The organism is Paenibacillus sp. FSL W8-0187 (genome assembly GCF_037969755.1).
Lineage (GTDB): Bacteria > Bacillota > Bacilli > Paenibacillales > Paenibacillaceae > Paenibacillus_AQ.
On sequence record NZ_CP150206.1, the window covers coordinates 4,787,674 to 4,812,260 of the forward strand.

Sequence of the window (24,587 nt, forward strand, 5' to 3'; positions counted from 1 at the left end):
TTCCAACAACTCACGCTATAAAATGACGCCATCCTTAAAAATGGATATTTCCCGGAAGCCATTGCGTTCATTTCTCGTCTGTTCAACACCCGAGGCTAATTGGACCATACGATTCATGAGTTCCTCATGGAGATCCTCCATGCTTTTGCCTTCCAGCAAAGCACCTGCATTAAAATCAATCCAATGCTTTTTACGAGCGGCCAGTTCGGAATTAGTCGCGATTTTGACGGTGGGGACCGGGCCGCCAAACGGCGTCCCCCTGCCCGTTGTGAACAGGACGAGATGGGCGCCCGCTGCAGCCAAGGCCGTAACCGATACGAGATCATTGCCTGGCGCTTCGATCAGGTTTAACCCCGGCTTCGTTGATCTCACGCCGTAACGGAGTACATCGGACACCGTGGCATTTCCCCCTTTTTGAGTACACCCCAGTGATTTCTCCTCCAGGGTTGTGATGCCACCGTCTTTATTCCCTGGAGAAGGATTTTCATAGATTTCCTGTCCGTGCGATACGAAATATTGCTTAAAATTGTTAATCAGCACCGTAATATCCTTAAACACCTGTTCGTCGGCTGCCCGGTCCATCAGGATCGTTTCGGCTCCGAACATCTCCGGCACCTCCGTCAGCAGAGCTGTGCCACCGTGAGCGGTGATGGTATCTGCAATGCGGCCCGCCAGCGGATTGGCTGTAATGCCCGACAGACCGTCCGAACCCCCACATTTCAGTCCGACCTTCAGTTTGGAGAGAGGAACATCCGTTCGTTTGAAAGTCTCGGCATATTCCACAAGCTCGGATATGAGGGACATGCCCTCCTCCAATTCATCCTCCATATCCTGAGCACGCATATACTTGATCCGTTTCCCGTCCTGCTCGCCAATCATGGCCTGCATTTGATCGATCTGATTATTCTCGCAGCCGAGCCCGATAATAAGCACGCCTGCCGCATTGCCATGCTGGGCCAGGGACGAGAGCAGACGCTGGGTATGGCTTAGATCATCTCCAAGCTGCGAGCAGCCGTAGGGATGCGGGAAGTGATAAACTCCATCAATGCCTCTCCCTTGAAACTGCTGGCCAGCCATACGCGCTAACAGCTCGCAGGTTTTGTTAATGCAGCCGACGGTATTGATGATCCAAATTTCGTTGCGGATCCCAACCTCACCGCTTGATCTGATATACCCTTGGAACATCGAGGATTCCATAACAGTTGGTGAATCTTGAGGCACTGCTTTTGCACTAGGATTATACTGGTACTCCACTTCACCGGATAGTCCGGTTTTCAAATTGTGAGTATGGATCCATCGTCCCGGCAAAATGACTTCCTTCGCCAGTCCGATCGAATAACCGAATTTTAAAACATGGCTGCCCGGCTCTATCAATCGAAGAGCCACCTTGTGACCTTTTGGCACGCTCTCGGTTACCTCGATCGCATGCTCCTTCCCGTTCAGAAACCCGATGGCATGTTCTCCTGCTGACAAAGGACGAAGCGCGATGCCTACATCATCCTTGTTGTGAAGTATGACGATGTCGCTCATGTCTCGATCAGCTCCATTTCTTCGATATAGCTGCTTACAACTTCATGAAGATGGGATATCCGGTTCAAATCCTCGCCCCATAAAGCCTGATTGCCAAGAATGGATGCCACAAGCTGACGTATACTCCATTCCCCGTCTTCTACCTTTTGCCACGCTTGGTAAAATGTCATCAGGCTGTCCGGATCATCTCTTAACAGCATCTGTTTACCATCAAGACACGTTCCGTACCACTGCCCCTCGACCGATTTGGCATGATACAGACGGATCAAGGAGGCCAATCCCCGAGTCATGAGGCTTGGGAGCGTGTTGTGCGAACTGACATATTCCTTTAAGCTTGGCAAAAGCCTCACCTTGAACTTGGAGATGCTGTTCATGGCAATATCCTGGAGCTTGTGCCGAAGAAAGGGATTGCGGAATCGCTCCCATACAGATATGGCATATGCCGTAACCTCTTCCAACGGGAGAGGCACCAAGGGGACGATCTCTTGCAGCATTGCGTCGCGAATGTCTTTTCCCCATTCCGTGCTTTCTGCGATCTCTTTCACTTCAGTGAAACCATGAAGCAAACCGATGGAAGCCATCAGCGTATGCGTTCCATTCAATATTCTTACCTTTCTCACTTGATACGGGGTCAGATCGGGTACCCATCTTGCCTGGAGACCCGCTGACTGCAGGGGCAGCCTGGACTCCAATGACGAGTCGCCCTCAATAGCCCAGAAATAATAGGGCTCCGCCGTGTTCAACAATCGGTCTTCATAACCCCATTGGTCAAAATATCGCTCAGCCTCTTCCGGATAACCGGTTACGATCCGGTCCACAAGTGAGTTCAAAAACAGGTTGCACTCCTCGACCCAGCTCTGAAAAGCCGGCGAAAGGCCCCAATCCTCTGCATGCCGCAGCACAACCGAGCGCAAGACGTCCCCGTTTCGTTCCAGCAGCTCGCACGGGAGGATCAACAGGCCCTTGTCCGGCGAGCCTTCATAACACTCATAACGCCGATATAAGAGCATAGTCAGCTTTGCGGGGAATGACATCGGTGGTTCCGACGGATTCCAGTCACTGAGCTGATAATCGAGACCAGCTTCCGTTGTATTGGAGACTACGATCTCCAGGGAATCCAGCTCGGCGATCCTTAAGAAATTCTCCCATTCCGCATAAGGATCTATGATCTTTGAGAACACCGGGATCCACCGTTCTTCTTCTATCTTCCGTCCATCCTGGATACCTCGGGTCAGCAAACCGTAAATCCCTTCCTGCTCTCGAAGCTGCTCCAGCTTGCGTCGTCCCCTTGGTCTTGGCTGACTGACGGCAACGCTCCCTTGAAATAACCCCTGCCGGTTGCATTCATAGATCATCCAATCGAAGAATCCCCTTAGAAAATTGCCCTCGCCTATTTGAAGCACCTTAACAGGGTAATTCAACATTTCCAAGTGGTTCTGCTGTTGTAATTGTAAAAAATCCCGTCCTATCAACTTCAGCGCTCGCCCACGGTCTGTCTTTGCATCCATGATCTGATCTATCTCCCTTCCATCCCGCCAAATCGGAAGTAACTCTCTGCGTTGTTGTAACAAATATCCTGTACAATTCCCCCGAGCCATGGAATATCTTCCGGCGCTTCTCCCCGTGTAACCCAATCTCCGAAGAGATTGCACAGAATCCGCCGGAAATACTCATGCCGGGTATAGGATAAGAAACTTCTGGAGTCGGTCAGCATGCCGACAAATCGGCTTAACAGCCCCATATTGCCGAGTTTGCTCATCTGGTCGACCATACCGTCCTTGGTATCGTTGAACCACCACGCGGATCCGAACTGAATTTTACCCGGAATGCCGTCGCCTTGAAAACTGCCGATCAGTGCTGCGAGAATATCGTTATCGCTTGGGTTAAGTGAATAGAGAATCGTTCTCGGAAGTGCCCGCTCTTGATCAAGCCGATCCATCAACTTCACGAGCGGTACCGCGATTGGACTATCGTGAATCGAATCATAACCGGTATCCGGGCCCAATTCTCGGAACATCCGGGTGTTATTGTTGCGCTGGGCATTCATATGAAATTGCATGACCCAGCCGAGTTTTGCGTAGATTTGGCCGAGATAAAGCAGCGTATACGTTTTGAATTGTTCCTCCTCCTGACGGGAAACCCGTTCCCCTTTAAGCGCTTTCAGGAATATGTCAGCCGCTTGCTTCTCCGTAACCTCTTGATAGGGCACATAATCCAGCGCATGATCGGATACCCGGCCGCCAACCGAATGGAAAAACTCAGCCCGCTGCTCAAGTGCCTTCAGAAATACCGAATAATCCGTAATCTCCATCCGGCTTCGGTCCGCCAACAATTTTACCCAGGGCAGGAACGTCTCCCGGTTAATCTCCAGTCCCTTATCCGGACGGAATGAGGGGAGCATCTGAAATCCGGTATCACCTTCCTCCGCCAACTTGATATGATAATCCAGGTTATCCGTCGGATCATCTGTCGTACAGACGACTTTCACACGGCTTGAAACGATCAATCCCCGGGTTGTCAAATCATGTTCCTGCAGTCGCTTGTTTGCCGCTTCCCATATCTGCGGAGCATTCTGTTCATGAATGATATCCCTAATGCCAAACAGTCTTTGCAGCTCCAGATGAGACCAATGGAATAACGGATTGCCGATCGTCATCGGAACGGTGCGCGTCCAAGCCAAGAAGCGGTCATAATCGCTCACTCCCGGGCCGCCCGTGACGTATGCCTCTTCCACTCCAGCGGCTCGCATTGCCCTCCATTTATAGTGATCGCCGTTAATCCACGCTTCGGTCACGTTCTCAAACCGGTGATTGTCATAGATCATTTTCGGACTCAGATGACAGTGGTAGTCGATGATTGGCATGTCTTTTGCATAATCGTGGTATAAGGTACGCGCAGTCTCGTTGTTGAGCAAAAAATGTTCATCCATAAAAGATCTCATCATAACACCGCCCATTTCTGTAGATTATCTACTATGTTACGGCATCATCAGTTGGATTTCTTCACGTTTATTGCGAAATTGAAGGATTATTCAACATATCTTGCTTTGTTTTGGTCAATAGAAGTTGCTACAATATAACTGAAGAACTGGAATAGACCTGATCATGAAGGAATTGAAACGAAGCGGGGGCGATTATGATATCCAGCGATACCCATACCGTAACCTACGGAGAAGAAGAAGGGGAATTTTACTACCATCGCATTCATCGCACAAAGCCCTTTGAACGAAATAACCATTATCATGGAACCTATGAAGTCTACTATCTGGTTTCAGGCGAGCGCAATTATTTTATCAAAGAAAAATTGTACACCATTCGGGCGGGAGACCTCATTCTCATCAATAAATTCGACGTTCATAAAACCTCGGGTCAAGGCGATCCTGAGCATGAACGTATCGTCATAAATTTTAGCGATTCTTTTCTGGGGAAAGGCCACCCCTTGCTGGCATCCGGATTGCTGAGCATGTTTAATCAGGATACGCCGCTGCTGCGTTTAACCGTTCCAGAGCAAGCAATCATCATGCAAATTTTGAATAAAATGGCCGATGAGATCAGAGAAGGCTCTGCTTCGTACGAATACATGCTGCAGGTACTGCTTACCGAGTTATTAATTAAAACCTCTCGGTTAACCCATTCCGCCTCGCTGCCTGCTCACACCTCCATGAACCCGCTCCATCAGAAAATCACGGACGTCGTTAAGTTTATTCACGCCCATTACGCAGACAAAATCACGCTGCAGCAATTATCTGAAACCTTCTACATCAGCCCGTTCTACCTGTCCCGGATATTCAAAGAAATTACGGGCTTTACGATCATTAACTATCTGAACCTCACCCGCATTCGCGAGGCACAGCGCCTTCTGACGGATACGGACCTGAAAATCGTGGACATCGCCGAATCGATCGGCTTTGAAAGCCTGACGCATTTTGACCGAACCTTTAAAAAACTTATGAAAATGACGGCAAGCAAATACCGCAAAAGGCACAGCATCCCGTAAACCAACAAAAAAGGAAGCGAACAACCCAAAATTCTGGGTTGTTCGCTTCCTTTTTCTGAAGTTAAGGGATTGACTCCCTTAACTGATTCGATTCTGCTGTTGTTGGTATTGCTCCATAGACATCAGCACTTCCCGCGGTTTGCTTCCCTCGTAAGGTCCGATAATCCCGCGTGCCTCCATGGAATCAATAAGACGCGCTGCACGGGTATAGCCTACGCGCATTCTCCGCTGCAGCAGCGATACGGACGCTTGCTTCGCTTCCAGTACGATGGTCACCGCCTGCTCATACAGCTCATCCAATTCTTCTTCATCCGAATTCGACGATTCCTCTATCTCAGGCACTAACGACTCATCATATTCCGCCTGCCCTTGATCCCGGACAAAATCCACAATGTTCTCGACCTCATGATCACTCATGAAGGCTCCCTGCACCCGAATCGGCTTGGAGGAGCCCATCGGCATAAACAGCATATCCCCGCGGCCAAGCAGCTTCTCTGCTCCCGCCATATCCAGAATCGTTCGAGAATCGACCTGCGAAGACACGCCAAAGGCAATACGCGACGGAATGTTTGCTTTAATGACCCCCGTAATAACGTCGACCGACGGACGCTGCGTCGCGATGATCAAGTGAATCCCGGCGGCACGGGCCATTTGGGCCAGACGCGTGATCGCGTCTTCCACATCGTTGGCTGCAACCATCATCAAATCGGCCAGCTCGTCCACGATCACGACGATATAAGGCAATACTGCCGGCAGATTATCCTTCATCAGATTGTTGTAACCTTCAATATTTCGCGTCCCGGATTTGGAGAACAGCTCATACCGTTTCTCCATCTCTACTACGATTTTCTTAAGTGCCAAGGATGCCCGCTTCGGATCCGTTACCACTGGTGCCATCAAATGCGGAATTCCGTTGTAGACATTGAGCTCGACCATCTTCGGATCGACCATCAGGAACTTAACCTCATCCGGCTTCGCTTTATACAGAATGCTGGTAATGATGCCGTTGATACATACGGATTTACCCGAACCCGTTGCACCTGCAACAAGGAGATGGGGCATGCGTGCCAAATTACCGACAATCGTCTGACCTGAAATATCACGGCCAAATGCAATTGACAGCTTCGATTCCGCTTCCTGGAACGTCGGCGTCTCCATAACCTCTCTCATCGTAACCAGTGATACTTCGTTGTTCGGCACTTCGATCCCGATGGCTGATTTGCCAGGAATCGGCGCTTCCATCCGAATATCCTTGGCCGCAAGTGCGAGTGCAATATCATCGGTCAGATTGACGATCCGGCTGACCTTAACCCCAATGTCCGGCTGAATTTCATAGCGGGTTACTGACGGCCCCCGGACCACCTCCAGCACCTTGGCCCGAACGCCGAAACTTTCCAGCGTCGCCTCCAGCTTACGCGCTGTCTGCATATAATCATTCTGGTCTCCACCCTTACCGCCGTTATTCGGTTTGGATAGCAGCCGGAATGGCGGCAGCTTGTACGGCTTGGGCGGCGGAGCCGGAGGTGCTGCCGGTGCCGTTCCCTCCTGCCCCTCATTACCTGCAGTAGCAGCTCCATTCAACTCGCCATTCGACGCTTCAAGGCCACCCATGGGCTCAGGACTTGCTGCCGTGTTCCCCGAAGGGTCCTCTTGTGCCGAAGGTATCACCGCTTCGTGATCGTCGTACTCGTCATCCAGACGTCCTTCTTGTTTCACTTGCTCGAAGAAATCACGAATAATCGGCGAGGAAGGCACGGATTCTGCTGCAGGAGTGATAACATCGGCTCCCTCCTCCGGTTGAACCGGACTGTTGAACAGGACGACCTCCCCTTTCTCCTTAGCACCATGCCCGTTGCCAACGGTAAATACCGGAGCCGCCTCATCCGCAGCATCCCCAGCCTCTTCCACTGCTTCGTTCCGTTTGTTGCCTTTGGAACCGAACAACTGGAAGAATTGCGGCGTTTTGCGGCGCGGCAGTCTCATGCTCTCCATATCATCCAGATCATCATCTTCATCCAGATCTTCCGGCAGCTGGATGCGTTGTTCCTTCGCGCTTGATTTCGCCGCAGCTCTTGATTTGGTCTGCTGGCTGTTCACTTTTTTCTGAATCCGTTCTCCAGCCTTTACAACCCTCACGCGGAACATCCGCATTAAATCCACATAGGACAGATTGGTAATCAGCATGAAGCTGATCACTAGCATGACAATCACAATCAACTTTGCCCCTATGCTGCCAAACAGCATTAACAGAAAGGCAAACTGCAACGCTCCAATGTAACCACCGCTGATGTCTCTGCCCATGACGGGATGATGTCCATCATCTGCCCCGGCATGAAGGAGCTCGCCTTGCAAATCACTATGTATCTGGCTCATCGCATTTGACGCATTCAATTGTCCAATCGGGGCCAGCTTCGACTCCAAACCTGCAATGCTGCTCATTAAAGTTAGCGATAATACCAAGAGAAGGACACCGGTGCGTCTGCTGTTCCACCGTTTGGGCCATTTCCGGTGAATCATCACCATTAACCCGTAATAGATGCCGATTAGGGGGATGATAAAATAATACTTGCCCAGCAGATATCCCGACATCTTGGACAGGGAACGCCCCACCGGTGCTTCTCCGGATAATGCGATGACCGAAAGTGTCATCAATACAATCCCATAAATTTCATACTTCAATACGGCTGCAAAGGCTGCCTTCTTCTTTCTTTTCCGCTTTGCCAAAAGTGTCACCCCCGAATCCATATTATAGCATAATATTCGGTGGCGTACCTATGTTCTGTTTTCAGCCTTTAGCCTCATTTTCAACCGTCGGAATATAGCGAATCATTGCCCCCGGAGCGTAGCGTGGATTCAAGTAATCTTGAAGCCCGCAATCGAGTAAACGGACAATTTTCGCCTGATCCTCTGCCATAGGTTCAACTTCCATTAGTATTCCTTCAACCCGAACTTCCCTGGACGTGACGGCTGCCTGTTCCCCTTGCAGCATCCCGATCGGATCCAATGGCATGACGCTGTACCATATCATTGCGTAATCCCTCCAGGGTTTATCGTTTTACGTTCTTCAATCATGCTATTCAAACGGCTTAATGCCTGCCCAATGCCCCCCACCTCGTTCATAAGGCCATATTTGACGGCGTCTGTACCTGAAACCGCGGTACCGATATCCCTGTTCAATTCACCGGTTTTGAACATCAGATCCTTAAACAGTTCCTCTGTTATCCTCGAATGACTCGTTACAAAACGTACGACACGTTCCTGCATTTTCTCCATGTATTCAAAGGTTTGCGGTACGCCAATGACTAACCCGCTCATGCGTATCGGGTGAATGGTCATCGTCGCGCTCTCCGCGATGATCGAGTGATCTGCTGCTACAGCGATAGGGACGCCGATACTGTGCCCCCCTCCAATGACTACCGTTACGGTCGGTTTGCTGAGCGATGCAATCATCTCGGCTATGGCAAGTCCGGCTTCAACGTCGCCGCCAACGGTATTGAGTATGATCAAGAGTCCTTCGATCCGCGGATTTTGCTCAGCTGCCACAAGCTGTGGAATCATATGCTCATATTTTGTGGTTTTATTTTGCGGTGGAAGCACGATATGTCCCTCGATTTGTCCAATGATGGTCATGCAAAAAACGTTGGATTCCCCGCCGCTCGGCAGTCCCGTCTGTCCCAGCTGCTGTATCGTTTCCGTTACGGCCGCTTTTTTGCCTTCCTCAGTGGGGACGACCGGAGGCGCTTCCGTCTCGCCAGTCCATCCTGCTCTTCTGTTGCCGGTAGTCCATTGATCTTTCTCCATCGCGCATCCCTGCCTTTATCTTAATGTCTAGCTGCTGCAATCAACACATAGCTAACCCTTAGTATGGCAAATGACGGGATCATTTTATGCTTATATGGGTACATTCAGCTTGGCAGCGGAATAGCAGCAACCAAAAAAACTCCTGCCGAAATCTTTCGGGAGAAGTTTAAGGATCAACCTATAAAAAGCCCCTCTTTCGCGGGAACCGTCCAATTATTACCTGCGAAAAAGGGGCGACTGTGTGCCTGATTATTTTATTATCTTGTATCAGACTTCCATAATGATCGGCAAGATCATCGGTCTGCGACGTGTTTGTTCATACAAGAAGCGTCCCAAAGCGTCTTTTACGCTGGTTTTCAGTGACGCCCACTCATTCACGTTTTCACTCATCAGCTTCTGAAGCGTGCTGGAAACGATACGGTTCGCTTCATCCAGAAGCCCTTCGGATTCCCGTACGTATACGAATCCACGCGAAATAATATCAGGACCGGATACGATGGAACCGTTTTGCTTGCTCAAGGTAACGACAACGACCAGAATTCCGTCCTGGGACAGAAGCTTGCGGTCGCGCAATACGATGTTTCCTACGTCACCAACGCCAAGTCCGTCAATCAGAACATTTCCAGCAGTTACTTTGCCGGCTTTGCGGGCCGAGCCACCTTGGATTTCCACAATTTCACCGATATCGGTAATAAAAATGTTGTCCGGATCAACACCAACGGACTCTGCAAGCAGAGCGTGACGGCGCTGCATCCGGTATTCTCCATGGACAGGGATGAAAAATTGCGGTTTCATCAGATTCAGCATCAACTTGAGTTCTTCCTGGCTGCCATGACCCGATACGTGGACACCCGAATTGGATCCACTATAAATCACGTCTGCTCCAAGGCGGAACAACTCATCAATCGTACGTCCCACATATTTTTCATTACCTGGAACCGGAGTTGCTGCAATGATAACCGTATCCCCTGGCAGAATGTCCACCTTGCGGTGAGTGGAACGTGCCATGCGTGTGAGCGCTGACATCGGCTCTCCCTGACTGCCTGTACACAATACGACAACCCGGTCAGCTGCCATTTTGTTAACCTCTTCAGGTTCGATCAGCATGCCGTCCGGAATGTGCAAATATCCAAGCTCAGCGGCAATGGACACCACATTGACCATGCTTCTTCCGATAACCGTTATTTTGCGGCCCGTGGATTCGGCTGCATTAACAACCTGCTGAATCCGGTGCACATTCGATGCAAACGTTGCAACAACCACCCGCTGCTCGGCTTTGCGGAAAATATCTTCCAGCACGATGCCCACGTTTTTCTCGGAAGGCGTGAAGCCTGGTCTCTCTGCGTTCGTACTATCTGACAGAAGAGCCAATACTCCCTTGCTTCCGATCTCAGCCATACGCTGCAGATCCGCATATTGGTCGTTTACCGGAGTATGGTCGAACTTAAAGTCACCCGTATGCACAACATTGCCTTCCGGTGTTTCGATACAGATCCCTACGGAATCCGGGATACTGTGATTGGTCTTGAAGAAGGTCGCTTTCAGTGTGTTTCCGAGTTGTACTTCCGAATCCGCATGGATCAGAATCCGTTTCGTCTCACCCAGCAAATTCGCTTCTCTGAGCTTGTTTTCCACTAATCCGAGCGTCAATTTCGTTCCGTACACAGGAACATTCAAGTGTTTCAATACGTAAGGGAGGCCGCCGATATGGTCCTCGTGACCGTGAGTCAGCAAAATCGCTCTCACTTTGTCGCGATTCTCCGTTAAATAGCTAATATCAGGAATAACAATATCAATCCCAAGCATATCTTCTTCTGGGAACTTCAATCCCGCATCCACGACAACGATGTCATTGGCATATTGAATGACATACATGTTCTTCCCGATCTCACCGACGCCGCCCAAGGCAAAAATCGATAGTTTATCGTTGCTTATTTTCTTAGACAAATGTATCTAACCCTCCTATAGTTTTGGACGTCGTACCATTGTTATATTAAATTTCAAAAAAATACCGCACCCAGTCACTTGAATTCATTATACATGATGAAAAAGTGAAAACACAAGTCAACCACCTTCGTGAGCCATAGGATACCCAGAAACAGAAGGGTTTAAAACGAAGAAAGCCACTGCCTTCATTGAAGGCAATGGCTTAGGTTTGGTAGGTGCGCAGCTTACAAGGATGACAGCATATTACGGATAAATGCAGCCTCGTTCTCACTAGGAGAAACGAGCGGCAGACGAACGCCGCCGACCTGATAGCCCCGCTCATGCAGAGCGAATTTAACCGCCGCCGGGTTTGGAAGCGGGTCAGGACATTCAAACAGGCCCTTGAACAACGTGAACAAGGATTGATGCAGCTTGGCGGCTTCCTTCACGTTTCCTTCCACATAGGCGTGGATCATATCCTTCATGCGGGCGCCAGCGATATGGCTGGCCACGCTTACGATTCCGTAAGCACCTACCGCCAGAGCAGGCAGGGCTGAGGAATCGTCGCCGGAATAAACGATGAAGCCGTCCGGAGCACCTGCGGCAATGGCGGTGACCTGATCAATCGAAGCACATTCCTTCGTCGCAACGATGTTCGGTAATTGAGCCAGACGCAGGGTGGTAGCCGCGCTCAGGCTGATGCCCGTCCGTCCCGGCACATTGTACAGCATGATAGGTAAGGAAGTTGCCTCAGCGATCGCCTTAAAATGCTGGTAGAGCCCTTCCTGGTTCGGCTTATTGTAGTACGGAGCGACAAGCAAAATGCCATCGACGCCGCAGCTTTCCGCTTTTTTCGTCAATTCTGCAGAATGTGCCGTATCGTTGCTGCCGGTACCTGCGATAATCTTGCTTCGTCCACCTGCCTGCTTCACTGCGAACTTAAACAATTCAAGCTTCTCGTCTTCGCTAAGCGTCGGGGATTCGCCCGTCGTTCCTGCAATGACCAGAGAGTCCGACTTCTGTTCGACAATCAGGTACTCAATCAATCTCGCAGTCTCGTCCCAATTGATCTCGTTATTCTGATCAAATGGGGTTACCATAGCCGTAATCAATCTTCCGAAATCCACAATGATTCCTCCTTAAAGCTCTCCCGAACAGGCAAGCTTCCTTCGTAAGTAATCTTATATATAGTATTTCCTATCAAACGATTAACGAACAGACTCTAAGGTATTATCGGTGAAGTTCAAATTTGTGATGCAATGCGCGCAGCGCTTGAGCCATATCTTCCTTCTTCACAAGCACCCAGATCGTAGTGTTCGAATCTGCCGATTGCAGAATCGGAATATCGTGCTCGCTCAAGGATTCTACGATTTTGGCCATGATGCCAGGAACCCCGTTGATGCCGCCGCCAATAACGGATACCTTTGCACAGCCGGACAAGCTTTTTGGTTTCAAATCCAGGCTCTGCAGCACTTCAATCGCCTTCTCCGAGTCGCTGTCAAACACTGTATAAAGGACTCCCGTAGGGGTAACATTAATAAAGTCCACGCTAATGGAATGCTCCGCCATCGATTTGAAAACCTTCAGTTGAAGACCTTCCGTGCGATCGCATTCCACTGAGATTTGCGTAATATTGCTTACATAAGCAACTCCCGTCACAAAGCGGTCCACAATTCCGGATTGTATATCTCTGAAGCCCTCCGGCTGGGTGACCAGTGTTCCCTCATTATCCGAGAAGGTTGACCGCACTCTGACCGGAATTTGGGATTGCATGGCAATCTCAACTGCTCTAGGATGAATGACCTTGGCACCTTGATGAGCCATATTGCAAATCTCTGTATAACTTACATAGCTGAGTGGCTTCGCATCCTCGACGATGCGGGGATCTGCCGTAAGAATGCCGTTGACATCCGTGTAGATATCAACCATTTCGGCGCGAAGCGCGGCTCCAAGCGCGGTGGCCGAGGTATCGCTTCCGCCCCTGCCCAGCGTCGTGAAGTCACCCGAATCGGTCTGCCCCTGGAAACCAGTGACGATAACAACTTGGTGAGACTCCAACTCTTTCAAAACCCGTTCAGGTTTTACGTCCTTAATGCGTGCATTTCCGAAGTGATCGTCTGTAAGAAATCCGGCTTGGGCACCCGTCAGCACCGTTGCGGTTATCCCTTCATGCTGAAGCAGACTGCATAGCGTTGTGGCTGAGATAATCTCACCGCAGCAGAGCAGCATATCCCGCTCTCTGTCTGGAAGCGCGTTTCCGCTCTGACCGATCCAATCCAGAAGAGTATCTGTAGCGTAAGGCTCCCCGCGGCGTCCCATAGCCGATACGACCACGACCAATTGGTAGTGATTAGCCAGTTCGCGCTGGATGTGCCCAATAACATGGGTTCTTGCTTGCGGTGTAGACAACGAGGTTCCGCCGAATTTTTGAACTAAGATGCGCATAAAATATTCCTCCGTTTATATATGCCCAGGAGACGTAAATTTCGGGCCGACCGATTGAAACGGCCGGCTACTAAGCCAGGCCGTTCCGTTTGTTGACGATGATTTCTGCGATTAGCACGGCATTCCATGCTGCACCCTTCAGAAAATGATCTGAAACGATCCACATGTTAAGTCCGCACTGATGTCCCTCCAACAGTTTGAGGATCTTTTGCCCGACTGCGCCAGTTGCTCCAACAACGGCCACATTATAATAATGCTCGGTCATATGGCTAAATTCCCCTTCATGAATGAAACTGCAGCTGTAACTTTCTATGTTGCCCTTATTGATCAAAAGGCTTTATCGCGGTTAACGCGAATATTCAACGATCATCGGCTGCAGCTGCTTCCCTTCTAGGGCCGCATAACACGCTTCCGGAATCAAATCCATTTTGGCGACAAGCGAGTTAGGCTTCTGCTGCGGATTATCCTGTCCGTAAGGAACAAAATAAATATTTTTCGTTACAAGCAGCTTCGCGATATTCGCCGCATTCAGTCCAAGGCCATCATTCGTTGAAATCGCCAGAACCAGGGGTCTGCAATTTCTCATCTGCGCCTTGGCTGCCATTAACACAGGGCTGTCAGTCATCGCATTGGCCAGCTTGCTGGTCGTGTTTCCCGTACATGGGGCGATAACCAAAACGTCAAGAAGCTTGGATGGGCCTAGCGGTTCCGCCTCCACAATTGTAGAAATAATATCATTCCCGGTTATTTCTTTCAACTGTTTCTGCCAATTCTCCGATGTGCCGAATCGGGTATCCGTTGTCATAATAGTGCTGGACACAATCGGCACCACATTCGCTCCACCATCTTTGAACCGCTGGATCTGCGGCATCACTTCTTCAAGCGTGCAGTGCGATCCTGTCAGGGCATAACCCACTGTTATTCCATTCCAATTCATCTACGCATCCCCCCGAATCTTGATTTCTTCAGAAATCAGCTCCACCAGCGTATTGGCCATAATGATGCCGGCTGTTTTAGGAGCCACGATTCCGGGTAGTCCGGGTGCGAGCATGGCTTTGATACCCCGTTTTTCAGCATAGCGAAAATCGCATCCACCGGGTGCGGAGGCAAGGTCGATGATGACAGCCTCCCGAGGCATTTTCGAGATGATTTGTGCTGTGACTATCATAGTTGGAATCGTGTTAAAAAGCAAGTCAATATCCGACACATAAGAACTCAGATCCCTTACCAGGAAGGGCTTCCAGCCCATTTCCTCCGCTCTGGCATAGTGCTCCGATTTACGTACGCCCATCCGAATTTTGGCACCCAGGCCTTGCAGGCTGCGCGCCATGGTGAATCCTGTCCGTCCCATGCCAAGCACCATGCTGGTTGATCCGTGAATCGTAAAATCCGTGTTTTGGATCGCCATCATCAGTGCACCTTCCGCTGTCGGAATGGAATTATAGATGGCTACATCGTCCCTCTCCAAAATCTCTACCAGCTTGATCTTATATTTGTCACATAGCGAGCGCAAATAGGGCTTCGCCATGCCTGTATAGATCACTCCATGTCCAGGCATCGCTGCGATATGCTCCTCCTGCAGTCGCAATGGCCCCTCTGAGAACAGCGCGCTGACACGTCCCTCATCATCACATCCCACGACAGGCAGGATCAGAGCATCAGCATTCGATAACAGCTCTGGCGTGAGCGGCTCGCGAGTCACTCCCTGAAAAGAATCCTGCAGTTTCTCAAACCCGGCGATCATGACGGAGGCATCCATCTCAGCGCATTTTCGTATGACTTCAATTTGCCTTGCGTCTCCACCTACAAAGACGGTCCGGACTCCAGTCAGCATGGAAGGCCTCGCTCCTTTCTTCTAACCAACGTATAAACCATCTTATGCCGTCGCCTATAGGGTGGTGAGCGCATTTCAATTAAACTACCGCCTTAACGCAATAAACAACACTATAGATGGAGAGTCGGATCCGAAGCCATTTTGCATGGACGCTAACGCAAAAAACACCGCCCGGCTAGGCCGGAGCGGTGTGCTTGATAAAACCATGATGATGATATCCATAAATTATCTATAATATAGATTACTTGCCGGTATGACCGAATCCGCCTGCACCCCGTACGGTATCGGACAACTCGTCAACTTCCATGAATTCTACCGCCGGGACGGTTTTGAACACCATCTGGGCAATGCGTTCATTACGCTCAATTGCAAACGGCTCTTGTCCTAAATTCACCAGCAGCACCTTCACTTCCCCGCGATAATCAGCATCAATCGTGCCTGGAGAATTCAAGCAGGTAATACCATGTTTGTAGGCCAGTCCGCTGCGCGGACGGATTTGAGCTTCAAGCTCGGCCGGCATGGCAATCGCAAAACCGGTCGGGATTAATTTGCGTTCGCCCGGGTTCAATACCACCGGCTCATGAACCGCTGCGTGCAGATCAAAACCTGCGGCTAGTTCGGACATTTTCACGGGAAGTTTCACATCTTCATTACCTGGCAATCTATTGATTTGAACGTAGTGCAACAAATTCATTCCTCCTAAGTACATTCAGCGCTTTATCTGAAGTTCCTACCATCGCTAGTGCATATGGAGTCCCGAACATGCGGTCAAGAACCGCGTCGACATCCTTCATGTCCACCTGCTCAATCCGCTTAATAATTTCATCCAGGCTAAAATGGCGACCCAGCATTAATTCGTTCTTACCCAAGCGATTCATGCGGCTGCTCGTGCTCTCCAGACTCAGAATGAGACTGCCCTTCAGTTGTTCCTTCCCTTTGCGCAGCTCTTCCTCTGTCATACCGTTCTGTGCCAGATCCTGCAGCATTTCCGTGGTCAGTTGAAGGACTTCCTTTGTCTGTTTAGGCGCTGTGCCCGCATAAATGGTGAACATTCCGTTATCTGCGTGCGAACTATGATATGAGTATACCGAATAAGCCAGTCCGCGCTTCTCCCGGATTTCCTGAAACAAGCGTGAACTCATGCCGCCACCAATGGCGTTATTCAAGAGTACCATTGCATACTGAAGCTCGTCTCCGATGGAGCAGCCGGGAAACGACATGCAGATATGATTCTGCTCTGTTTTCTTCTTACGGAACTGAACACCATCCAAAAAGGCAGGCACGGCCAGCAGTTCGGAGCTGCCGTGATTGGCAAAGCCGCCAAAATGACGCTCCAATAACTCAATCGCATCCTCATTAATGTTGCCTGCCAGAGCGATCACTGTATTCTCAATGGTATAGTGTTTGTCCATGTAATTTCTCAGCGCTTGCGAATCCATCGATTCCAGCCGTTCCTTTGTGCCAAGAATCGGATAAGCCAGCGGATGATCGCCGTATGCCGATAACGACATCAGGTCATGCACCAGATCATCCGGTGTATCCTCATACATCGCGATCTCTTCCAGAATGACATTCTTCTCTTTGGCTAACTCGCCCGCATCCAGCTTGGAGTTGAAGAACATGTCGGACAGCACGTCAACCGCAATCGGAAAATGCTCATCCAGCACCTTGGCGTAATAACACGTATATTCCTTGGACGTAAAAGCGTTGACGTTGCCGCCGATAGCATCAAATTCTTCAGCAATGGCACGGGCGTCAAAGCGATCGGTCCCTTTGAACATCATGTGCTCTATAAAATGCGTTATCCCGTTGATGTCCTCCGATTCATTGCGGGATCCGGTCTTCACCCAAATACCGAATGAAACCGAACGACTTGTCGGGATTTGCTCCATAACCACTCTTAGGCCGTTAGACAATTGTATTTTTTTCACGAGGGCCCCCCTAACTGTTCCATCCAGGCTCACTTTGGCTGATTACCAGCCTCATGCCATCCATTCATTCTATCAAACTTTACCATGCCGCTCAACTTCCCTTCGGCATAATTCGCTCAGGAGAAAGCGTCTGGCTCACGGTTCCGATTTCCAGCCCTTTGGCCCGTATTCCGTCAATCATTCCCTTTAACGCCCGGGACGAGGAATCCGTGGGATGCATCAAAATCAGGAAACCAGGCTCCACCTTCGTGGAGATTTTCTGAACGACAGCATCCGGTGCAGGATGCTTCCAATCGACCGTATCGAGCGTCCACAGGACCGTCTTCAATCCCCTTGCCTGGGCGATGGATACGGTCTGCTGATTAAAATCGCCAGAAGGCGGCGCAAACCATTTGTTCTCCACACCGAGGCTTTCTTTGAGCAGATCCTGCGTCTTCGCGATTTCCAGTTCCGCCCGATCTCTGCTGAGACGGCTCATATTCGGATGCGTATAGGCATGATTCTCCACCTCATGACCTCGTTTCAGAATTTCGCCGGCAAGCTCCGGGTTCTTCTTCAACCAGCTCCCATCCAGGAAAAAGGTCGTCTTCACTTTCTCCGCATCCAGCGTGTTCAGCATCGGTACCAGAAATTCATTCCCCCAGGCCACGTTAATCATCAGCGATACCATCGGCTTGTTGGGGTTGCCCCGATAAATCGGTTGCTCTCCAAGATCATTAAGCGTTACTTTGGCCGGAATTTGCCGGTATACGTAAGGAATGGCCTCTCCAGCTTTTCGCTTTTTCGACGATGCTGCTTGGTATGTAGCTTCAATATCGATCTCAAGTCCACTATAACCGGGAATCGCTTTCCACACGGAGTCCACCCTGGCATCCACTGGCTCAATGCGTGATTTTGCCGCAGCGGCTTCGATTTGACTCAATAAATTCAGATCTACTGCATTCTCTGAACCGCTAACGAGTTGCCCCTCGGGTTTAATCTGCAGTCCCGAAACATATCCCCAGGCCCCGCTGAACACGGCAACAGCCGACACCATTGCGGCACCGGTTAGCAGCACAACCATCTTTTTTCCATTCATGGGCATATCCACCCTCCCCTTGAGAAGCTTTGTCCCATTTTATGTAGGTTCAGGAGGAAATATGTGCCTCAAAGTGGGCCTATGCCGTGAAGCCTATTGTAGATGCTTGTTCAAGACTAGAGGAATCCCATGGGCCGAAAAGATTAAAAAAAGAGCCAGAATGATAGGTTCTGCCTCTTTTCCTTGTATCTATATGCTGTTAAACAAACAAAGCGCGGATTAAGATCCGCTCTTGTTTGTTTCCGCAGTCAAAACCGCTTTGCGAGACAGGTTAATCCGTCCCTGCTGGTCGATTTCGGTAACCTTCACAGTAATGACATCACCGATGGCAACCACGTCCTCTACCTTCGCTACGCGCTCAGTCGAGAGCTGGGAGATATGAACAAGCCCGTCTTTGTTAGGCAGAATTTCAACGAATGCACCGAATTTCTCAATCCGTTTGACAGTACCTGTATAGATTTCGCCAACAGCTACCTCACGGACGATGCCTTCGATAATCGAAAGAGCTTTTTTGTTCATCTCATCGTTGGCAGATGCAATGAACACGCGGCCGTCTTGTTCGATATCGATCTTCACGCCGGTTTCCTCGATGATTTTGTTAATGATCTTGCCGCCGGCACCGATCACATCGCGAATTTTGTCCGGATTGATCTGCATCGTAATAATCTTTGGCGCATATTGGGACAACGTTTCTCTTGGCTTTTGAATGGCTTCTGCCATTTTTCCAAGGATATGCATGCGTCCTTCTTTTGCTTGCTGCAGTGCTTCCTGCAAAATCGCGCGGTCAATACCGTCAATTTTGATATCCATTTGAATGGCGGTAACCCCGTCAGGTGTCCCTGCCACTTTGAAGTCCATGTCGCCGAGATGATCTTCCATCCCTTGAATATCTGTCAAGATGGAAACATGATCTCCGTCTTTAATCAAGCCCATCGCCACGCCGGCTACAGGTGCTTTGATCGGCACCCCTGCATCCATCATAGCAAGTGTGCTTGCACAAATACTCGCTTGGGAAGTCGAACCATTTGACTCAATTACTTCGGACACGAGGCGAATCGTGTACGGGAATTCCACTTCATTCGGAATAACCTTCGACAATGCACGTTCACCAAGTGCACCATGACCAATTTCACGACGGCCCGGAGCGCGAAGCGGACGAGCTTCCCCTACGCTGAACGGCGGGAAGTTGTAATGGTGCATGAAACGCTTGGTCTCTTCCAGATCGATTCCATCGAGAATCTGTACATCACCTAGAGCACCTAGTGTACATACGCTAAGAGCCTGGGTTTGTCCACGTGTGAACAGACCGGAACCATGCGTTCTAGGCAGCAGACTGGTATCGCAATCGATAGGACGGATCTCAGACAGACCACGACCGTCCGGACGAACTTTGTCATGCGTGATCAAACGTCGAACTTCTTCCTTCACGATATCGTGAAGCACTTCTTTAACATCCTTCAACAACTCAGGTGTCTCGATATACTTCTCTTCAAATACGGTGTATGCTTCATCATTGATAGCGTCAATCGCATCCTGGCGAGCATGTTTCTCCTCAATGCGAACGGCTTCAACAAGACGGGCTTCGGCGAAATCACGCACTTCACGATTCACCGTTTCATTGACCGCATGAAGTTTAACTGCCATTTTCTCTTTACCGCAAGCGGCTACGAGTTCTTCGATCTTAGCTACGATTTTCTTGATTTCCTCATGCCCGAACATAATCGCTTCCAGCATGACTTCCTCAGGAACTTCGTTCGCTTCGGCTTCAACCATCATGATTGCATCTTTGGTACCTGAAACAACAAGATAGATGTCGCTTGCTTCCTGCTGTGCAATATTCGGATTCACCACAAATTCGCCATCAACACGCCCTACGGCTACGCCGCCGATCGGACCGTTAAAAGGCACATCCGAGATGCTCAAGGCAGCGGAAGTACCGATCATGGCCGCGATTTCCGGCTCGCAATCCTGATCTACGCTCATCACGAGATTTAGAACCTGTACATCATTACGGAATCCTTCAGGGAACAACGGACGAATCGGACGGTCTGTCAGACGGCTGGCAAGAATCGCTTTCTCGCTTGGTCTGCCTTCGCGTTTGATGAATCCACCCGGAATTTTACCGACTGCGTACAAACGCTCCTCATAGTTAACCGTCAATGGAAAGAAATCCAAATCCTTCGGTTCACTGGAAGCTGTCACTGTACACAGGACTGCCGTTTCGCCGTAACGAACCATCACAGCCGCATTTGCCTGCTTCGCAAGGCGCCCTGTTTCGAATACGAGGGGTCTTCCGCCAAGCTGCATTTCAACACGTGTTTCCATGTAATCCCTCCTCATGGGGATAAATTTTTTTGAAATCTTCTTCTACCATCAGCATGTCTTTTGCAAAACACTGTCCACATTTCCTAACCAGAGCCATCCAAACGGTCGAAATCGCAAACCTATGTACAGGAACAACCCGAACCGTATAGAACATTCTCCGTATAGATTGCCCCTGGTTATACCATTAAGCGAAATTTAGCGAACAGACCACGCCTACAATCTATAAGAATCTATATTAAGATAACCCCACAAAGTGGAGTTTAGGCTATGAAGCGTACGCAGTACTTTGTGGGGAAGCTCGAAAACGGTAAATTGTACAATACTTAGAAAAGAGCCCGGCTGTGCCGCTGTCGTTCCAAGAAGGACAGTGGACAACCAGGCTGTTTTCGGCACATCTTATGGATGATTAGCGACGCAATCCAAGCTTCTCGATCAAAGCACCGTAACGTTTAACATCCTTGTTTTTCAAGTATGCAAGCAACTTACGGCGTTGGCCGACCATTTTCAACAATCCACGACGGGAATGATGATCCTTCTTGTGTGTACGCAAGTGGTCAGTCAAGTTCGTAATGTTTTCCGTTAGGATAGCGATTTGCACCTCTGGAGATCCTGTATCGGACTCATGAGTTTTGTGCTCGTCAATCAGTTGCTGTTTACGTTCTTGAGTTAATGCCATCCTGTTCACCTCCCTCATTATAATCGCCGTTGGCCCAGGTACCGACGGTGAGATCGAACATCCAAGCCAAGGTTAAAATCGCCCAATCTTCAGGCGACCTCTAAGAGTATAGCATACTTTACCTGAAAAAGAAAATCCGTTTGCGAACAATTTGTCCCAAAACGTTTATTCACTAATTTCTAATATTTTGCGAGCCTCGACGGCATCTCGCTGAATCCACTCCACAAGCTCCTGAACCGATTCGAATTTATGCTCCTTGCGGATATATTGAACGATATCCACCGTCATGGTCTGATCATACAGATCCCCTTCAAAATCAAACAGATGCACCTCAAAAACAGGCTCTGTGATCCCTTCATGGAACGTTGGCTTCACGCCGATGTTCATCACGCCCGGAATCCAGTCGCGATGCTTATCCGTGCGTGCCCGAACGGCATAGACGCCTAATGCAGGTACCACGAACGGATCCGTCAATTCCAGGTTAGCGGTAGGAAAACCGATCTTTCTTCCCCGCTTCTCCCCATGAATGACCGTGCCGCGGATATGATAATTCCGTCCGAACCAGCGGTTTGCATCCGACAGCTGCCCCGTTTTCAAGGCAATCCGTATGGATGAACTTCCTACCTTCTCGCCATCAACCAAGAATGGCGGAACCGTAACGACAGACATCCGGTCTTCACCGAGTTCCTGAAGTTTGACTGCGTCACCGGCGCCTTTATGGCCGAAACGGAAATCAAACCCGACCACCGCTGTTTGAAGATTCAAGGGAAACAGCATCTCTTCAACAAATGTTTCCGGACTCACCTGGGAGAATTCCTTATTGAACTCGACAACGTACAAAATATCGATGCCCATCTCCTCAAGCAACTGCTGCTTGTCAGGCTGAGGCGTCAGATATCCCTCGTAGCTTCCTTTACCAATCACGTCTTTCGGATGAGGATAAAAGGTAATAACGGCGGCCGGCACTCCATTCTCCCGCGCAATATTGACTGCGGTTGAAAGCACGCTGGCATGTCCCAGGTGAAGACCGTCGAACTGGCCGATTGCAGCTACCTTCGGCTCGGCAGCTTCTCGTACAATATCAGAAGATACAGGATAAGATAAAGAAACAATCCTCATGATTACTCACCTCCACTCACTAAATCCAGTCATGCTTAGGAAAATACTTTCACAGGAACGATAGCCCCTGTCTCCTCTTGCTGCTGATAGATTCCCAGAAAGTTTTCCTTTATATCATACAAGCGAATAGGCTCCGAGCTGTCAACAGGTGGTTCTACCGCTCTCGAGGACAAGCGCTGTCCCTGCAGGGCAGCATCCGTTTTCTCTTCAGAAACCGTATGCTTCGGCAGATAATCAATCGCTTGATCCACGGGAATAAGCCGGGTGTGCAGCGTTTCATCCTTCATGAACTGCTCAATTTGCTCCAGGGTTAAGCACTGCTCCTCCGTGATTCCCGCCGATACTGTGCGTACCAGCTTAACCATGACAGACGGCACGCCGAGTTTCCTCCCGATATCCACGCAAAGCGTGCGGATGTATGTACCTTTGGAGCACAATACTCGAAAAGAAATTTCCGTATACTCCCCTTCAGCATCAAAATCCGTCATTTCGATTTCATGAATCGTTACGGTCCGGCTCTTGCGCTCCACGGTCTTACCTTCTCTGGCAAGCTCGTATAATCGTTTACCATTGATTTTGACAGCGGAAAACATGGGTGGGATCTGAGAAATCTGGCCTGTAAAAGATTGCAGCGCTTCAAGCGCCTCTTCTCTGGTCACATGAACATCATCTGCCGTCTCTACTACTTGCCCAGTGATATCCTCGGTATCCGTCGAATATCCAAGACGGAGGACCGCGTGATACTCTTTAGGCAGTTCCTGAAGGTATTCCACTACTCGCGTGGCCCTCCCCAGGCATAACGGAAGCACGCCTGTTACTTCGGGGTCCAGCGTACCCGTATGTCCAATTCGCTTCAAACGAACCATTCCACGAACCTTCGCCACCACATCGTGGGATGTCCAGCCTGCCGGTTTGTGAACGGCCAAGATGCCTTCTAATTGCGTCATAGCTTTAATCTCACCTGCTCTACTACTCTAGGGATGATGTCATGAAGGGAGCCTTCAATGCTGCAACCGGCTGCCCGAACATGGCCGCCTCCTCCAAATAACTGGGCTAATGCCGCAACATCCACTTTTCCGGCTGAACGCAAACTCGCCTTGACCATTCCGGATTTCAGTGACTTGAATAGAATCCCGACTTCAACTCCTTGAATGTTTCGGGGGTAATTCACAATCCCTTCCAGATCCTCGCTAACGGCGCCGCATGATTCCATAAACTCAGGCGTTACGTATACCCAGGCTATTTTACCATCATCCGACACACTTAACGTATTTAATGCCTGAACCAGCACTTTCATCTGTGGAAGCGTCATTTCCTCTAGTAACGTTTCCGCAATTTCAGGTCCGTTCACGCCATAGGACAACAGATCGGAAGCGATGCTCATAACCTTGGGCGATGTATTCGAGTACCGAAAACCGCCGGTATCCGTTAGCAATCCCGTATAAATCGCTGTTGCAATATCGGCATCCCAGTCCACTTCAAACAAATTCAGCAAATCATAAAGGATTTCTGCGGTTGCTGCCGCATCCGGCACGACCAGGTTGACGGCTCCATAACGATCATTTGTTGGATGATGGTCAATATTAACGATGCTTGCCTGATCGGCAAATACCTGTTTCGTATAGCCTACTCTAGCAAAATCCGCACAATCCACACAAATGACGTGAGAGAACGTTCTTCCTGGCTGCTCTTCAGACAGATTGAGAATGTCTTCTGCATGCCACAACATTTTCATGCGTTTTTGAATGGGCCCCTCATTAATCATCGTGAATTTCTTGCCCAGACATGAGAGAAGCCAGCCCACCGCAAGGGTGGAACTGACTGCATCTCCATCGGGCTGAACATGCGACACAACCAAATAATCATCGTGCTCCAGCAGGAACGATTTCACCTGCTGCAGCTCTTGTTCATAGGTCTGCATTCGCC

21 protein-coding genes are annotated in these 24,587 nt (G+C 49.7%); 1 reads left to right on the forward strand and 20 read right to left on the reverse strand.

All coding sequences use genetic code 11. From position 1 onward, the window contains the following. Positions 1-15 precede the first annotated feature (15 nt). From MKY48_RS21460 to uxaC, 3 genes are read right to left on the reverse strand one after another with little or no spacing between them, the layout of a single operon-like run. Positions 16-1,530 carry an altronate dehydratase family protein gene (locus tag MKY48_RS21460; protein WP_339290819.1) on the reverse strand — a complete coding sequence of 505 codons (1,515 nt, stop codon included), beginning with the start codon at positions 1,528-1,530 and terminating at the stop codon, positions 16-18. Then, on the reverse strand, positions 1,527-3,038 hold the full coding sequence (locus MKY48_RS21465) for a tagaturonate reductase (protein WP_339290821.1): 1,512 nt from the start codon (positions 3,036-3,038) through the stop codon (positions 1,527-1,529). Before MKY48_RS21465 ends, MKY48_RS21460 begins: the two co-directional genes overlap by 4 nt. Positions 3,039-3,046: 8 nt before the next feature. Further along, positions 3,047-4,471: a glucuronate isomerase gene (gene uxaC, locus MKY48_RS21470; protein WP_339290823.1), complete on the reverse strand. Its 1,425-nt coding sequence runs from the start codon at positions 4,469-4,471 to the stop codon at positions 3,047-3,049. A gap of 194 nt (positions 4,472-4,665) precedes the next feature. Here uxaC and MKY48_RS21475 point away from each other — a divergent pair, with 194 nt between their 5' ends. Next, a complete protein-coding gene (locus MKY48_RS21475) occupies positions 4,666-5,526 on the forward strand; it encodes an AraC family transcriptional regulator (RefSeq protein ID WP_339290825.1) in 861 nt (286 codons plus the stop codon). A gap of 78 nt (positions 5,527-5,604) precedes the next feature. On the opposite strand, the gene MKY48_RS21480 is transcribed toward MKY48_RS21475, so the two are convergent. The 17 genes from MKY48_RS21480 to MKY48_RS21560 form a co-directional block, all read right to left on the reverse strand. Further along, positions 5,605-8,271 (reverse strand): DNA translocase FtsK 4TM domain-containing protein, encoded by a 2,667-nt coding sequence (locus MKY48_RS21480; RefSeq protein ID WP_339290826.1) that lies wholly within the window; start codon positions 8,269-8,271, stop codon positions 5,605-5,607. A 40-nt stretch (positions 8,272-8,311) separates the two neighbouring features. Further along, positions 8,312-8,554, reverse strand: a complete 243-nt coding sequence (locus MKY48_RS21485) for a YlzJ-like family protein (RefSeq protein ID WP_076324945.1) — start codon at positions 8,552-8,554, stop codon at positions 8,312-8,314. After that, entirely contained in the window at positions 8,551-9,327 is a 777-nt protein-coding gene (locus MKY48_RS21490; protein WP_339290828.1) for an ATP-dependent Clp protease proteolytic subunit, read from the reverse strand. The genes MKY48_RS21485 and MKY48_RS21490 overlap by 4 nt, the downstream gene beginning before the upstream one ends. 267 nt (positions 9,328-9,594) lie before the next feature. Further along, on the reverse strand, positions 9,595-11,274 hold the full coding sequence (locus tag MKY48_RS21495; RefSeq protein ID WP_076324947.1) for a ribonuclease J: 1,680 nt from the start codon (positions 11,272-11,274) through the stop codon (positions 9,595-9,597). 224 nt (positions 11,275-11,498) lie between these two features. Continuing rightward, a complete protein-coding gene (gene dapA, locus MKY48_RS21500; RefSeq protein ID WP_076324948.1) occupies positions 11,499-12,380 on the reverse strand; it encodes a 4-hydroxy-tetrahydrodipicolinate synthase in 882 nt (293 codons plus the stop codon). Positions 12,381-12,483: 103 nt separating this feature from the next. After that, the gene (dapG, locus tag MKY48_RS21505) at positions 12,484-13,698 is read right to left on the reverse strand and encodes an aspartate kinase (RefSeq protein WP_076324949.1); all 1,215 of its coding nucleotides are present in this window, start codon (positions 13,696-13,698) and stop codon (positions 12,484-12,486) included. Between the two features lie 70 nt (positions 13,699-13,768). Then, positions 13,769-13,963, reverse strand: a complete 195-nt coding sequence (locus MKY48_RS21510; protein WP_339273758.1) for a hypothetical protein — start codon at positions 13,961-13,963, stop codon at positions 13,769-13,771. A gap of 81 nt (positions 13,964-14,044) precedes the next feature. Next, positions 14,045-14,635 (reverse strand): dipicolinate synthase subunit B, encoded by a 591-nt coding sequence (locus MKY48_RS21515; protein ID WP_339266184.1) that lies wholly within the window; start codon positions 14,633-14,635, stop codon positions 14,045-14,047. Beyond that, a complete protein-coding gene (gene dpsA / locus MKY48_RS21520; RefSeq protein WP_098746977.1) occupies positions 14,636-15,532 on the reverse strand; it encodes a dipicolinate synthase subunit DpsA in 897 nt (298 codons plus the stop codon). 241 nt (positions 15,533-15,773) lie between these two features. Further along, positions 15,774-16,220, reverse strand: coding sequence for a dUTP diphosphatase (gene dut / locus MKY48_RS21525; protein WP_179090701.1), 447 nt, complete (start codon positions 16,218-16,220; stop codon positions 15,774-15,776). Continuing rightward, positions 16,195-17,463 carry a pitrilysin family protein gene (locus tag MKY48_RS21530; RefSeq protein ID WP_339266186.1) on the reverse strand — a complete coding sequence of 423 codons (1,269 nt, stop codon included), beginning with the start codon at positions 17,461-17,463 and terminating at the stop codon, positions 16,195-16,197. The genes dut and MKY48_RS21530 overlap by 26 nt, the downstream gene beginning before the upstream one ends. A 91-nt stretch (positions 17,464-17,554) precedes the next feature. Further along, on the reverse strand, positions 17,555-18,547 hold the full coding sequence (locus MKY48_RS21535) for a polysaccharide deacetylase family protein (RefSeq protein WP_339290832.1): 993 nt from the start codon (positions 18,545-18,547) through the stop codon (positions 17,555-17,557). Positions 18,548-18,760: 213 nt separating this feature from the next. Beyond that, a complete protein-coding gene (pnp, locus tag MKY48_RS21540) occupies positions 18,761-20,866 on the reverse strand; it encodes a polyribonucleotide nucleotidyltransferase (protein ID WP_339266188.1) in 2,106 nt (701 codons plus the stop codon). A gap of 406 nt (positions 20,867-21,272) precedes the next feature. Beyond that, positions 21,273-21,542, reverse strand: a complete 270-nt coding sequence (gene rpsO, locus MKY48_RS21545; RefSeq protein WP_339266190.1) for a 30S ribosomal protein S15 — start codon at positions 21,540-21,542, stop codon at positions 21,273-21,275. 165 nt (positions 21,543-21,707) lie between these two features. Then, positions 21,708-22,661 carry a bifunctional riboflavin kinase/FAD synthetase gene (locus MKY48_RS21550; RefSeq protein ID WP_339266192.1) on the reverse strand — a complete coding sequence of 318 codons (954 nt, stop codon included), beginning with the start codon at positions 22,659-22,661 and terminating at the stop codon, positions 21,708-21,710. A 35-nt stretch (positions 22,662-22,696) separates the two neighbouring features. Continuing rightward, positions 22,697-23,608 (reverse strand): tRNA pseudouridine(55) synthase TruB, encoded by a 912-nt coding sequence (truB, locus tag MKY48_RS21555; protein ID WP_339266193.1) that lies wholly within the window; start codon positions 23,606-23,608, stop codon positions 22,697-22,699. Beyond that, on the reverse strand, positions 23,605-24,582 hold the full coding sequence (locus MKY48_RS21560) for a bifunctional oligoribonuclease/PAP phosphatase NrnA (protein ID WP_339290833.1): 978 nt from the start codon (positions 24,580-24,582) through the stop codon (positions 23,605-23,607). Before MKY48_RS21560 ends, truB begins: the two co-directional genes overlap by 4 nt. Between the last annotated feature and the right edge of the window lie 5 nt (positions 24,583-24,587).

What these genes read in the sequence shown, in the direction of transcription:
- MKY48_RS21535 (WP_339290832.1), bottom strand. Translation starts at nt 18,547, where the DNA reads ATGCCCATGAATGGAAAAAAGATGGTTGTGCTGCTAACCGGTGCCGCA.
- dapG (WP_076324949.1), bottom strand. Translation starts at nt 13,698, where the DNA reads ATGCGCATCTTAGTTCAAAAATTCGGCGGAACCTCGTTGTCTACACCG.
- MKY48_RS21560 (WP_339290833.1), bottom strand. Translation starts at nt 24,582, where the DNA reads ATGCAGACCTATGAACAAGAGCTGCAGCAGGTGAAATCGTTCCTGCTG.
- MKY48_RS21480 (WP_339290826.1), bottom strand. Translation starts at nt 8,271, where the DNA reads ATGGATTCGGGGGTGACACTTTTGGCAAAGCGGAAAAGAAAGAAGAAG.
- MKY48_RS21460 (WP_339290819.1), bottom strand. Translation starts at nt 1,530, where the DNA reads ATGAGCGACATCGTCATACTTCACAACAAGGATGATGTAGGCATCGCG.
- dpsA (WP_098746977.1), bottom strand. Translation starts at nt 15,532, where the DNA reads ATGCTGACTGGAGTCCGGACCGTCTTTGTAGGTGGAGACGCAAGGCAA.
- MKY48_RS21475 (WP_339290825.1), top strand. Translation starts at nt 4,666, where the DNA reads ATGATATCCAGCGATACCCATACCGTAACCTACGGAGAAGAAGAAGGG.
- truB (WP_339266193.1), bottom strand. Translation starts at nt 23,608, where the DNA reads ATGACGCAATTAGAAGGCATCTTGGCCGTTCACAAACCGGCAGGCTGG.
- pnp (WP_339266188.1), bottom strand. Translation starts at nt 20,866, where the DNA reads ATGGAAACACGTGTTGAAATGCAGCTTGGCGGAAGACCCCTCGTATTC.
- MKY48_RS21515 (WP_339266184.1), bottom strand. Translation starts at nt 14,635, where the DNA reads ATGAATTGGAATGGAATAACAGTGGGTTATGCCCTGACAGGATCGCAC.
- MKY48_RS21510 (WP_339273758.1), bottom strand. Translation starts at nt 13,963, where the DNA reads ATGACCGAGCATTATTATAATGTGGCCGTTGTTGGAGCAACTGGCGCA.
- MKY48_RS21490 (WP_339290828.1), bottom strand. Translation starts at nt 9,327, where the DNA reads ATGGAGAAAGATCAATGGACTACCGGCAACAGAAGAGCAGGATGGACT.
- MKY48_RS21465 (WP_339290821.1), bottom strand. Translation starts at nt 3,038, where the DNA reads ATGGATGCAAAGACAGACCGTGGGCGAGCGCTGAAGTTGATAGGACGG.
- uxaC (WP_339290823.1), bottom strand. Translation starts at nt 4,471, where the DNA reads ATGAGATCTTTTATGGATGAACATTTTTTGCTCAACAACGAGACTGCG.
- MKY48_RS21485 (WP_076324945.1), bottom strand. Translation starts at nt 8,554, where the DNA reads ATGATATGGTACAGCGTCATGCCATTGGATCCGATCGGGATGCTGCAA.
- MKY48_RS21550 (WP_339266192.1), bottom strand. Translation starts at nt 22,661, where the DNA reads ATGAGGATTGTTTCTTTATCTTATCCTGTATCTTCTGATATTGTACGA.
- rpsO (WP_339266190.1), bottom strand. Translation starts at nt 21,542, where the DNA reads ATGGCATTAACTCAAGAACGTAAACAGCAACTGATTGACGAGCACAAA.